Annotated in this window: 12 protein-coding genes; 7 read left to right on the forward strand and 5 right to left on the reverse strand. The window is 71.8% G+C overall.

All coding sequences use genetic code 11. From position 1 onward, the window contains the following. Positions 1-155: 155 nt before the first annotated feature. The gene (locus ACFUNE_RS32405) at positions 156-1331 is read right to left on the reverse strand and encodes an ABC transporter ATP-binding protein (RefSeq protein WP_383575397.1); all 1176 of its coding nucleotides are present in this window, start codon (positions 1329-1331) and stop codon (positions 156-158) included. A 141-nt stretch (positions 1332-1472) separates the two neighbouring features. Here ACFUNE_RS32405 and ACFUNE_RS32410 point away from each other — a divergent pair, with 141 nt between their 5' ends. The 4 genes from ACFUNE_RS32410 to ACFUNE_RS32425 all read left to right on the forward strand — a co-directional run bounded on the left by ACFUNE_RS32410 (position 1473) and on the right by ACFUNE_RS32425 (position 5039). Further along, positions 1473-2192 carry an ABC transporter permease gene (locus ACFUNE_RS32410; protein WP_383575399.1) on the forward strand — a complete coding sequence of 240 codons (720 nt, stop codon included), beginning with the start codon at positions 1473-1475 and terminating at the stop codon, positions 2190-2192. A gap of 3 nt (positions 2193-2195) precedes the next feature. Continuing rightward, complete coding sequence (locus ACFUNE_RS32415; RefSeq protein WP_383575401.1) at positions 2196-2870, forward strand: ABC transporter permease; 675 nt, start codon at positions 2196-2198, stop codon at positions 2868-2870. Positions 2871-2923: 53 nt separating this feature from the next. Further along, positions 2924-3901: a glycine betaine ABC transporter substrate-binding protein gene (locus ACFUNE_RS32420; RefSeq protein WP_383575403.1), complete on the forward strand. Its 978-nt coding sequence runs from the start codon at positions 2924-2926 to the stop codon at positions 3899-3901. 115 nt (positions 3902-4016) lie between these two features. Next, the gene (locus ACFUNE_RS32425; protein WP_383575405.1) at positions 4017-5039 is read left to right on the forward strand and encodes a hypothetical protein; all 1023 of its coding nucleotides are present in this window, start codon (positions 4017-4019) and stop codon (positions 5037-5039) included. Positions 5040-5093: 54 nt separating this feature from the next. On the opposite strand, the gene ACFUNE_RS32430 is transcribed toward ACFUNE_RS32425, so the two are convergent. Together ACFUNE_RS32430 and ACFUNE_RS32435 are read right to left on the reverse strand one after the other, a co-directional pair. Beyond that, entirely contained in the window at positions 5094-6236 is a 1143-nt protein-coding gene (locus ACFUNE_RS32430) for an NADH-quinone oxidoreductase subunit D (protein ID WP_383575407.1), read from the reverse strand. Next, positions 6233-7234 (reverse strand): SAM-dependent methyltransferase, encoded by a 1002-nt coding sequence (locus ACFUNE_RS32435; protein ID WP_383575409.1) that lies wholly within the window; start codon positions 7232-7234, stop codon positions 6233-6235. The genes ACFUNE_RS32430 and ACFUNE_RS32435 overlap by 4 nt, the downstream gene beginning before the upstream one ends. A 96-nt stretch (positions 7235-7330) precedes the next feature. Between ACFUNE_RS32435 and ACFUNE_RS32440 the strand changes: the two genes are divergently transcribed. Continuing rightward, positions 7331-8539 carry a sensor histidine kinase gene (locus ACFUNE_RS32440; protein WP_383575411.1) on the forward strand — a complete coding sequence of 403 codons (1209 nt, stop codon included), beginning with the start codon at positions 7331-7333 and terminating at the stop codon, positions 8537-8539. A 20-nt stretch (positions 8540-8559) separates the two neighbouring features. Beyond that, positions 8560-9234, forward strand: coding sequence for a response regulator (locus tag ACFUNE_RS32445; RefSeq protein ID WP_383575413.1), 675 nt, complete (start codon positions 8560-8562; stop codon positions 9232-9234). 42 nt (positions 9235-9276) lie between these two features. On the opposite strand, the gene ACFUNE_RS32450 is transcribed toward ACFUNE_RS32445, so the two are convergent. Next, positions 9277-10389 carry a DUF5937 family protein gene (locus tag ACFUNE_RS32450; RefSeq protein WP_383575485.1) on the reverse strand — a complete coding sequence of 371 codons (1113 nt, stop codon included), beginning with the start codon at positions 10387-10389 and terminating at the stop codon, positions 9277-9279. Between the two features lie 104 nt (positions 10390-10493). Between ACFUNE_RS32450 and ACFUNE_RS32455 the strand changes: the two genes are divergently transcribed. After that, on the forward strand, positions 10494-10652 hold the full coding sequence (locus ACFUNE_RS32455; protein ID WP_383575415.1) for a hypothetical protein: 159 nt from the start codon (positions 10494-10496) through the stop codon (positions 10650-10652). Positions 10653-10673: 21 nt separating this feature from the next. Here the strand turns inward: ACFUNE_RS32455 and ACFUNE_RS32460 are convergent, their stop codons facing one another. Then, a complete protein-coding gene (locus tag ACFUNE_RS32460; RefSeq protein ID WP_383575417.1) occupies positions 10674-11819 on the reverse strand; it encodes a threonine aldolase family protein in 1146 nt (381 codons plus the stop codon). Between the last annotated feature and the right edge of the window lie 158 nt (positions 11820-11977).

Genomic DNA, 11977 nt, shown 5'->3' on the forward strand with positions numbered 1-11977 from the left:
GGCGTGGTGGCCCTGACCTGATCCGCCACCTGATCCGTCGCCCGAGGGGGCACCGCCCCGGGGGGCCCGCCCTCCGGAGGGCGCGGACCCCGCCGGGTGGGGCCCGCCGGGGTCCTCACGCGCTCCGCGCTCGTGCCGTCCGGTGCAAGGGGCCTTCAGGGTGAGCCGACACCTGCCACGGTCTCGACGGCGACCTCGGCGCGCGGGACGTCCTGCGCGTCCGCGTCGATCGAGCGGCGCAGCGCCTCGTGGAGCCGGGCAGGGGTGAGCACGCCGAGGAAGCGGCCGGTGCCCTCCTTGTCGATGACGGCGATCCAGCCCGCGTCGTGCTGCAGCATCGTGGCGAAGGCCTGCTTGAGCGGCGCGCCGAGCGGGAGCCACGCCTCCATGCGCCGGGCGTGCTCGCGGACCGTGCCCCCCGCCGCCCCTCCGCCGCCGGCGGTGATCCAGCCGTGCAGATTGTCCTGGCCGTCCAGGACGACCGCCCACCGCGCACCGTCGGCCCGCAGCCGCTCGGTCGCCACCGCCAGCGGATCGTCGAGGTGGACGACCGGCGGCTGGTCCAGATCGCTCTCCTCGATGGGTGTCACCGAGAGCCTCTTCAGGCCGCGGTCCGCCCCGACGAAGTCGGCGACGTACGGCGTGGCCGGAGCCCCGAGCACCGTGGCCGGGGTGTCGAACTGCTCGATGCGGCCCTGCCCGTACACCGCGATGCGGTCGCCGAGCCGGACGGCCTCCTCGATGTCATGGGTGACGAACAGCACGGTCTTGCGCACCTGCGCCTGCAGTTTCAGGAATTCGTTCTGGAGCCTTTCCCGTACGACCGGGTCCACCGCGCCGAAAGGCTCGTCCATCAGCAGGACCGGTGGATCGGCGGCCAGGGCGCGGGCCACGCCGACCCGTTGGCGCTGGCCGCCCGAAAGCTGCTCGGGATAGCGGCCGCCATAAACGGAAGGATCCAGTCCGACGAGATCGAGCAGTTCGGCGGCTCGTTTCCTGCCCTTTTCCCTTCCCCAGCCGAGGAGATGGGGAACGGTGGCCGTGTTCTCCAGGACCGTTTTGTGGGGGAAGAGACCGACCTGCTGGATGACATAGCCGATACGGCGCCGGAGCTGGACGGGGTCGATGGCGGATATGTCGTCCCCGTCGAGGAATATCCGGCCGTCGGTCGGTTCGATGAGGCGGTTCACCATTTTCATGGTGGTCGTCTTGCCGCATCCGGAAGGCCCGACGAGCGTGACCAGTTCACCCTCGGCGACCTCGAAGGAAAGGTCGTCGACGGCGGTGGTGCCGTCCGCGTACCGCTTGGTGACGTGCTCGAAACGGATCATGATTCCCCATTGTGACGCGGGTTCTGTGAAGGCCATGTTGCCGGAATACGACAGCCTCGGCGATTGTCGGTGGTCGAGGATAGGGTCACCCTGGACCGGACCCTGGGCGGCATCGCGAGGGCAAACAGGAGGTGGGGGCGGATGGCCGAGCAGAACTGCCTGGTGGCGAACGACTGGATCTGCGGAGAGTATCTGCGCTCCCGCAGCCACGAGTTGACCGAAGCGACCGTCCAGCACGTCTGGATCACCGTGCTCTCCGTGCTGATCGGGCTCGCGGTGGCATTTCCGCTGGCGCTGCTCGCGCGCCGCGGCCGGCATTTCGCGGGGCCGGTGCTCGGCCTGACCACAGTGCTCTACACCGTGCCGTCGCTCGCGATGTTCTCGCTGCTGCTGCCGTTCTTCGGACTGTCGGCGGCGCTGGTCGTCACCGGCCTGGTGCTCTACTCGCTGACGATTCTCGTGCGCAACATCCTGGCGGGCCTCGAAGCGGTCCCGCAGGAGGCCAGGGAAGCCGCGAGGGGCATGGGCTACGGACCCGTCCGGCTTCTCTGGGAGGTCGAACTCCCCCTCGCCCTGCCCGCGCTCATGGCGGGACTGCGCATCGCCACGGTGTCGACGGTCGCGCTGACCACGGTCGGCTCCCTCGTCGGCAAGGGCGGGCTCGGCAATCTGATCGAGGACGCCCTGCCCAGCTTCTTCAAGGCGCAGGTACTCACCGCGTCCGTGCTCTGCGTGCTCCTCGCGGTGGCCGCGGACCTGCTCCTGCTCGGCGTTCAGCGCCTGCTCACGCCCTGGACCCGGATACGGACGCCCGCCGTGGCATCCGCCGGTGCGGGCATCGCGAAGACGGAGGCGGGCTGATCCATGGGAGTCGTCGAAGAGGCATGGGTCTGGCTCACCACCGGCGCCAACTGGTCGGGGGACGGCGGGGCGGCACACCGCCTGGCCGAGCATCTGTACGTCAGCGGGATCGCCCTCGCGGCGGCCTGCGTCATCGCCCTGCCCGTCGCGCTGTATCTCGGGCACGTGGGGAAGGGCGGCGGGCTCGCCGTCAACATCTCCAACGTGGGTCGGGCGGTCCCGGTGTTCGCGGTGCTGGCCCTCTTCATGATGACGCCCCTGAGGAACTCCGGCTATCTGCCCACGGTCATCGCACTGGTGCTGTTCGCCGTGCCTCCACTGCTGACCAACGCCTACGTCGGGATGACGGAGGTGGACCGGTCGGTTCTGGAGGCCGCGCGGGGCATGGGGATGTCCGGCGGACAGCTCTTCGTCCGGGTCGAGCTCCCGCTCGCCTACCCGATGATCATGACCGGCCTCCGGTCCGCCGCCGTCCAGGTCATCGCCACCGCCTCGATCGCGGCGATGGTGGGCCTCGGCGGACTGGGCCGGATCATCACCGCCGGTTTCAACACCTACGACACCGCGCAGGTCTTCGCGGGCGCCGTGCTGGTCGCCCTCCTGGCCCTGGTGGTGGAAGGCGTCCTCGTGGCGCTGGACTGTCTGCTGTCACCCCTGCGCCGCCGCCGGACGGTATGAGCGAGCGGACTTTTTCGGACTGTGCACATCATTTTTCTCGGACGGAGAACAACATGAGCAGGACCTCGCGCATAGCGGGTGCGGTCATCGGCGCGGTCGCGCTGGCAGGATCGCTCGCCGCCTGCGGCGGCGACAGCCTGGAGAAGGAGGGCGGCTCGGACAAGGGCGCCGGCGCCGACTCCAAGAAGGGCTCGCTCGTCGTGGGCGCCGCCGGATTCACCGAGTCCAAGGTGCTCGCCGAGCTGTACGCCCAGATCCTGGGCGACGCCGGATACGACACCTCGATCACCACGGTGAAGAACCGCGAGCTGTACGAGCCCTCCCTGGAGAAGGGCGAGATCGACGTCGTCCCGGAATACGCGGCGACGCTCGCGGAATTCCTCAACGCCAAGGTCAACGGGGCGCAGGAGGCGGAGAAGAAGCCGGTCGCCTCGGGTGACGTGGCGGCGACCGTCACGGCTCTCGAGAAGCTCGCCGGCCCGCTCGGGCTGAAGGTCCTCCCGGCCGGCGGGGCGGTCGACCAGAACGCCTTCGCGGTCTCGAAGGAATTCGCCGAGAAGAACAGCCTCGAGACGCTTTCCGATCTCGGCGCCTCGAAGATCAAGGTGAAGATCGCGGCGGGCGACGAGTGCGAGGTGCGCCCCTTCTGCGCGCCCGGACTGAAGAAGACGTACGGCATCGACGTCACGGGGATCGACCCCAAGGGCGTCGGCACCCCGCAGTCCAAGCAGGCAGTCAAGGACGGCAAGGACCAGCTGGTCCTCACCACCACCACGGACGCGGTGCTCGACACCTACGGCCTGGTGTTCCTCGAGGACGACAAGAAGCTGCAGAATGCGGACAACGTCCTTCCGGTACTGAATGCCAAGGACGCGGGTGCTCCGGAGATCGCCGAGGCGCTCGGGAAGCTGACCGAGGCACTCACCACCGAGGACCTCGCGGAACTGAACCGCAAGGTCGACGCGGAGCGCGCCAAGCCCGCGGACGCAGCCGGGGACTATCTCCGGTCGAAGGGTCTGATCAAGAAGTAAAAAGGCGTCCGGAAGGGGCACTTGAGAGGTCGTCCGGGCCCGGCCAGGTAACCGGCGGGGAACAGATTGCCGGGCGGCCTCCCAAGTGACTCGTACGCACGGTAAATTTCGGGCCATGCCACGAGGACGCCACCGCCATTCGCCGCCCCTGCACAGAATCCTGCCTCCCGCCGTGGTGGCCGGAGCGCCGGTCGTCTGTGCCGCCGGAGCCTGGCTCCTGGCGGAACCTCTGGCCCTCCGCGCCCTGGTGGCCGTGACGGCGGCCGCCGCGGTCACCGGCGCCTGCATGATGCGGAGCTGGGACCGGGCGGCGGGGCTGCGCGTGGCGGAGCTGACCCGCGCCCGGGCCAGTGACGAGTGGAAGACCGAGGAGCGCATAGCCGAACTCGAGGCGGACCTCGAGGAATCACGGGAACTGCGCACCCGGCTGGAGACCAAGCTGCGCCGCAAGCGCGTGGAGCTGGCCGGCCTGCGCGGCGAACACGCCGCACTGCTGCGCCGGTACGCCACCGCCGAGACGGAGCGGGCCAGCGCGCTGGAGGGCCGCAGGCAGCTCGCCATCGAGGCGTCCGCGCCGCGCGAGCTCCTGCCCGCGCGGTCCACGCCGACCCCGGGCGCCTATGTGCGTGCCGCCCAGGCCCTGAAGGACCTGGCGCGCAACGCCGCCCTCCAGGAGGCCCGCCGCACGGCTGAGCTGGCCAGGCGGCGTGACATCGCCGAGCGGTCGGCGGAGCGGGACACGGAGGGCGGCGCCCCCAAGGGGAAGCACGCGGCGGTCGGCGGAGCGGGTGACCTCCAGCACCGCCGTCCCCAGGCCGCCATCCCCGCACCGCAGCTGTCCCCCGCCGTACGTCCGCCCCGTACGGTGCCGGCCGCGTCCGCGGTCGTCCCGTACGCCGCGGCGCGCCGCCACCTCGTGCCGCAGGGAAGCTTCGACTTCTTCGGCACGAAGGCGGACGCCGCGATCGAGTCCGTGCAGAACGAGGACCTCGCGGACGTGGTGGGCGAGGAGGCGCTGGCGGCGCACCGCACGGGCACGGCCGAGAACCGCGCGGTCGGGAAGGTCATCGACCTGACGGCGCACGACGAGACCGAGCAGCTGGACGTCGTCGAGCTGCGGAGCGCGATCTCCTCGTAGCCGCGGGAGGCCGCCGCGGGAGCCCGCCGACGGAGCCCTGCCGGCCGGGCCGGGCTACTTGTCGATGTCACCGACGACGAAGAACAGCGAGCCCAGGATCGCCACCATGTCGGCGACGAGCGTGCCCGGCAGCAGCTCGGTGAGCGCCTGGATGTTGTTGAACGAGGCGGAGCGCAGCTTCAGCCGGTACGGGGTCTTCTCACCCGTGGACACCAGGTAGTAGCCGTTGATGCCCAGCGGGTTCTCGGTCCACGCGTAGGTGTGGCCCTCCGGGGCCTTCAGCACCTTGGGCAGCCGCTGGTTGATGGGACCCGGCGGCAGGTCCGCCATCCGGTCCAGGCACGCGTCGGCGAGGTCCAGCGCGTTGTGCGTCTGCTCCAGGAGGCACTCGAACCTGGCCAGGCAGTCGCCCTCGGTCCGGGTCACGACCTTCAGCGTGTCCGCGAGCTCCCCGTAGGCGAGGTACGGCTCGTCGCGCCGCAGGTCGAAATCGACCCCGGAGGCGCGGGCGATCGGCCCGGACACCCCGTACGCGTGCACGGCCTCGGCGGAGAGCACGCCCACCCCGCGGGTGCGGCCACGGAAGATCTCGTTGCCGAGGACCAGCCGGTCGTACACGTCCATCCGCGAGCGCACCGACGCCACGGCGTCCCTGGCCCTGCCGAGCCAGCCCGCGGGCAGGTCCTCCTTGAGGCCGCCGACCCGGTTGAACATGTAGTGCATCCGGCCGCCGGAGACCTCCTCCATCACGGCCTGGAGCTCCTCGCGCTCCCGGAACGCGTGGAACATCGGGGTGATCCCGCCGAGTTCGAGGGGGTAGGAGCCGAGGAACATCAGGTGGTTGAGGACCCGGTTCAGCTCCGCCAGCAGCGTCCTCGTCCAGACGGCGCGCTCCGGGACCTCCATGCCGAGCATCCGCTCGACGGCCATGACGACCCCGAGCTCGTTGGAGAACGCCGACAGCCAGTCGTGGCGGTTGGCGAGCATGATGATCTGCCGGTAGTCCCTCGCCTCGAAGAGCTTCTCGGCGCCACGGTGCATGTAGCCGATGACCGGCTCGGCCTGCTCGATCCGCTCGCCGTCCAGGACGAGCCGCAGCCGGAGCACACCGTGGGTGGAGGGGTGCTGCGGACCGATGTTCAGCACCATGTCGGTGCTCTCCGCCGCGCCGCCGATGCCGATCGTCGTCTCCGTCATGCGGGACAGTATCCCCCTTCACGATCCGGGACCCGCTGCCGCAGCCAGCCGAAGTCGCCCAGCCCGCCGCGCGCCGTGAGCTCGGCCGCCTCACCTGCCGAGGCGAGGGCCCGCACATAGCCGGCCGGGTCGGCCGACGCCCCGGCCAGCGGCGGGCGTTCACCGCTGATGCCCAGCTCCCGCAGCGCCGTCCGCTGGTCCAGGAGTTCGGCCCCGCCGCCCGCGGCGGCCGCGCACGCGTCCAGCGCCACGTGCGAGGTCAGGTCGCAGCTCCCGTCGGGCACGGGTGGCACCTCGCGGCCTCCCCTGAACCCCGTCAGCGTCCCGAACGGCGGTCTGGCCTCCCGTACATGGGCGTAGTCCACCGCCACGGCGGTGCCTCCGGCCAGCGAGGCGACGGCCCCGGCCCAGGCCTCGTCGCGCGGCCGGCCGATCTCCGCACGGTCCCCCGGCCGGGACAGCGGCCACCAGCGGCTCAGCCACCGGGCGTCCTCACCGGTCACCGGATCACCCAGCCGCTCGGCGCCGTCGGCCCGCCGTACGAGGACGTAGCGGGGCACTCCGTCCGCGTCGGCCTCGGCGATGTCCGTCGGGACGTTGTCCAGCCACTCGTTGGCGAACAGCAGCCCCCGTACGCCCCGGGGCGGTTCGGCGCACCACTCGACGGCCGGGTCCAGACCCGGCGGGCGCGGGGCGACCTCCACGGCGTACGCCCGCACGGTGAGGCCGGGAGCGAGGGACCCGTCCCGCAGCGCCGCCAGCACGCCGGTCAGCAGCTCGCCGCGGCCCGCTCCCACATCCACCAGCCCGACCGAGTCCGTCCCCAGCTCCCGTGCCGTCCCGGCCAGCAGCCGGGCTACGGCGGTGGCGAACAGGGGGGAGGCGTGCACCGAGGTGCGGAAATGGCCCGCGGGGCCCTCCGGGCGCCGGTAGAACCCCTCTTCCCCGTACAAAGCGGTCTCGGCGGCTTCGCGCCAGCGGCACCAGTCATACGTCACGTAGGCAAGTCTCCACCTTGGGGAGTACGGTCCCAGGACCCGGATCGGCCCTTCGGCTGACCCGGGCACCGATCAGCTGTCCCTACGCTGGGTAACGTGCAGCGCTTCTACGATTTCATCCGCAGACACCCGACGGGCGTCGACACCCTCTGGGCTGTCCTCCTCCTCGGGTTCTCCGGCGTGTCCATCGTGGCCGGACAGGTCGGCGGCGGCCGGGAGCGCATCGCCGCCGTGCCGATCGCCGTCGGGCTGTGCGCCGTGGTCGCGCTGCGCCGCCGCGCGCCGGAGAGGATGCTGCTGCTGGCGATCCTGATGGGGCTCGCCCAGCTGCTGTTCGGGGTGCGCCCCGGTGTGGCCGACTTCGCCATGCTGGTGATCACGTACACCGTGGCCACGGTGGGGGACCGCTGGGCGTCCAGGCTCGCCCTCGGATGCAGCCTGACCGCGGCCGGCCTGTCCCGGCTGCGGTGGCCCGACGAAGCCCCCGTGGGCGGCTGGGTGCAGACGGCCGGCTACGTCGTCATCATGACCGTGCCGTTCGTCCTGGCCTGGGTGCTCGGCGACTCGGTACGCACCCGGCGGGCCTACTTCAGCCAGCTGGAGGAGCGTGCCGCCCGGCTGGAGCGGGAGCGAGAGGCGCAGTCCAAGGTCGCCGTGGCTGCCGAGCGGGCCCGTATCGCCCGCGAACTGCACGACGTCGTCGCGCACAACGTCTCGGTGATGGTGGTCCAGGCCGACGGCGCGGCGTATGTCATGGACGCGTCTCCGGATCAGGCCCGGCAGGCCCTGGAGACCATCTCCGGCACCGGCCGCCAGGCGCTCGCCGAGATGCGGAGGCTGCTCGGAGTGCTCAGGACCGGCGACTCCCAGGAGGGCGGGGAGTACGTCCCCCAGCCCGACGTCGAGCAGATCGAGGAGCTCGTCGGCAAGGTGAGGGAGACCGGTCTCGCGGTGGACTTCAAGATCGAGGGCACTCCGCGCCCGCTGCCGAGCGGGGTCGAACTGACGGCGTACCGCATCGTCCAGGAGGCCCTCACCAACACCCGCAAGCACGGCGGCCCGGGCGCCGGAGCGAGCGTGCGGCTGGTCTACTTCGACGACGGGCTGGGCCTGCTGGTCGAGGACGACGGCCGCGGCGCCCCGCACGAGCTCTACGAGGACGGCGGGGCCGACGGCGCGGGGCAGGGAATGATCGGCATGCGCGAGCGGGTCGGCATGGTCGGCGGCACGCTGGACGCGGGCCCGCGCCAGGGCGGCGGCTTCCGGATCAGCGCCCTGCTTCCGCTCAAGCCGGCCAACCAGTGACAGAAGGACGGGACACCCCCATGGCGATCCGCGTAATGCTCGTCGACGACCAGGTGCTGCTGCGCACCGGTTTCCGGATGGTGCTCGCCGCCCAGCCGGACATGGAGGTCGTCGCGGAGGCGGGCGACGGCGCCGAGGCCATCGAGGTCCTGGGGGCGACCGCCGTCGACGTGGTGCTGATGGACGTGCGCATGCCCCGACTGGACGGTGTCGAGGCGACCCGGCGCATCTGCGCCCGGACCGATCCGCCCAAGGTGCTGATCCTGACCACGTTCGATCTCGACGAGTACGCGTTCTCCGGTCTGAAGGCGGGGGCCAGCGGCTTCATGCTCAAGGACGTGCCGCCCGGCGAACTGCTCTCCGCCATCCGGTCCGTGCACAGCGGCGACGCCGTCGTGGCCCCGTCCACGACCCGCAGGCTGCTCGACCGGTTCTCGCCCATGCTGCCGAGCGGCAAGAAGGAACCGCACCACAAGCACGTCGAGAAGCTGACCGAGCGCGAGCGCGAGGTGATGCTGCTGGTCGCCCAGGGCCTGTCGAACGGCGAGATCGCGGGGCGGCTGGTGCTGTCCGAGGCGACCGTCAAGACCCACGTCGGCCGCATCCTCACCAAGCTGGGACTCCGCGACCGCGTCCAGGTCGTCGTCCTCGCCTACGAGACGGGGCTCGTCAGGGCCGGTGGCGGAGCGGGCTGACCCGCGCCCCGTCCTTCGGCCCGCGTCCGGAGGGCGCCCCGGTCACCGCAGGACGCCCTCCAGGAAGTCGCTGCCCAGGCGGGCCACGACCGTCAGGTCCAGGGAGTGCAGGACGTAGCGGCCGCGCCGGCGGGTGGTGACCAGGCCGGCCTTCTTGAGCGCCGACAGATGGCGGGAGACCTCGGGCGGCGTGATCCCGAGCGAGTCGGCGAGTTCACCCGTGGTGCAGGGGGAACGGGCCAGGTTCCGGCTGATCCGCATCCGCACGGGGTGCGCCAGCGCCTCCAGCCGGCGCTGGAGCAGCTCGACGGAGGCGGGGGAGGGCAGCTCGGGGCGGTGGACCGGGTAGTGGATCACCGGGCGCCAGCCGGGGGCGTGCAGCACCATCAGGTGGGGCCAGCCGAAGCTGGTCGGGACGAGGGTGAGACCACTGCCCGCGGCGGATCCCGTGGCGTCGGTCCGGCCGGTGCTCAGCTTGTCGGCACTGATCCTGCCGGTCTCCTCGTCGAGCGACAGGGCCGCCGAGACCGCGCCCAGGGCCGCGCCGATGCCCTTGCGCCGCAGCAGCTCGGTCTTGTGCCGGGCGTCGGCGGCCAGCTGGACCTCGGCGCGCCGCCAGGTGTCGGCGAAGAAGGCCTGGTCGCAGTCCTCGAAGAGGCGCCGGACCCATGCGCGTACGGCGGTGGGGGCGGCCAGCAGCTGCCGGGTGAAGTCCAGCTGCCTCGGTCCCCGGGCCGTCGCCATCTCGAGCGCCCGGGCCCGTGTCCCGGCGTCGGTGAGCGGAGAGGGCGCCCCCGTGTCGTACAGATTCGAACAGGTGAACTCGAGGGCGGCCGAGACGAAGCGCTCGTCGTCGAGCCTGTCCAGGATGTCCAGGTCCTCGGCGAGTGTCGAGCCGGTCCTGCCGTCCCCGCCCCGGACGCCGGCGAACGGCATGAAGATGTCGGAGAAGGTGTTCCGCCACAGGAACTCCGCCTCGAGCAGCCGGTCCGCCAGGTCCGGCTCCAGGGCGGCGGAGGTAGCGGTCGTCCAGCCGTGCAGGCCGGGGTGGTGCCCGGGCTCGGAGAGCGCATGCAGGGCGAGCCCCAGCTCGGCGAGGGGGGAGGTCTCGAAAACTATGCGCTCGGGGGGCAGGCCCGCGATGTCGATGTGCACGCTCACCCCTCCATAGTGCGGGGTGCGGGGCCGGGGTCAGGCGCCGTTTGACGGTGGCCGTCAATCCGCGGGCGGACCCGCCGGGACGGGGTCACGCTGGATTCATGGACATCGTTCAGCAGCACATGCTCGACAGCTATCGCTCCGCGCAGCACGGTGAGGTGCCGCCCCCGCTGCCCGGCTCCCACGACCGTGAGGTCCTGCGCGGCATCCGCAGGCGCATCCGCGCCTGGACGGCCGCCCACCGGCCGCCGCTCGCCTGAGCCGCCGCCCCTTCCCGGCCGCTATCCCAGCCGCGCCACGAACTCGGCCACCGCCTCCGTCACGTCCCGGGCCGTCCACTCCAGCCCCGGCGCCGCCACCGTGACCTCGGTGAACGAGAGTCCGGGCGGGCCCGCCGGAGCCGCGAACCAGCGCCGGAAGAGGGTCACGCCCGTCTCCTCCGCAAGGCGCACCGACGCCTCGTCCAGCACCTCCGCGGTGTAGGGCAGCCAGACCTGGAACTGGTGGGTGTGCGGCGGTTCCGGGTGTACCCGGAACCACGGCACGGCGGAGTCGGTGAAGCCCTCCGCCAGCGCCTCGGCGACCACCTTCGCGTGCGCGACGTACGACGGCAGCCTGGGCAGCTCCCGCTCCAGGCCCAGCAGGGCGGAGAGGGCCGCCGGATACTGCTGGAAGACCTGGCCGCCGTACCGGTGGCGCCAGGTCCGCGCCTCCTCGACCAGCGACTCGGGGCCGGCGAGCACCGCTCCGGACAGCCCGTCCAGGGACTTGTAGAACGACACGTACACACTGTCGGCGAGCGCCGCGATCTCCGGCAGTCCACGCCCGAAGTGCGGCGTGCACTCCCAGAGGCGCGCCCCGTCGAGATGCACCACCGCGTCCCGCTCCCGGGCGGCCGCCACGACGGCCTCCAGCTCCTCCCAGGCGGGCAGGACGAAGCCGGCGTCGCGCAACGGCAGCTCCACCATCAGCGTGCCGAACGGTTCGGGGAAGTCCCGGATCTCGTCCGCCGTCGCCTGCCGGGGCGCGCTCGTGGGATGCACCGTGCGCAGGCCGCTCACCGCGGTCAGGGCGCCGCGTTCGTGCACCTCGGGGTGGGAGAGCGGGTGCAGCGCCACGGCCGGATCGCCCGTGCGCCCGGCCCAGCACCGCAACGCGACCTGCTGTGCCATCGTCCCGGTCGGGAAGAACGCGGCGGCCTCCATGCCGAGCAGATCCGCGGTGCGCCGCTCGACCTCGGCGACGACCCCGTCGCCGTACACGTCCGTCCACTCGCCCAGGTCGTGAACCGTGCCGGCGTCTGCGGCCAGGGCGGTGAGCCGCTCGGCCAGGGTGTGGTCCGCGGACGCCCGCGCCAGCGCCCTTCCGGACCGCCGCCATGCGGTCAGCCTGCGGTTCCGCTGCTCCTGCTCATCGGTGACTCCCATGGGACGATCATCACCCGGACCGCCGGCACCGCCCACCCCGGGTTCCCTGGTGGTGAGAAGTTATCCACAGGCTGTGGACAGTCTGGGGGTGTGGCGAAACGCTGGCGTAGCATGCAGAGGAATCGTCCGGTACCCCCCGCGGACTGGAACGGAAGGCC

The sequence above is a fragment of the Streptomyces sp. NPDC057287 genome, from assembly GCF_042667905.1.
GTDB lineage: Bacteria > Actinomycetota > Actinomycetes > Streptomycetales > Streptomycetaceae > Streptomyces.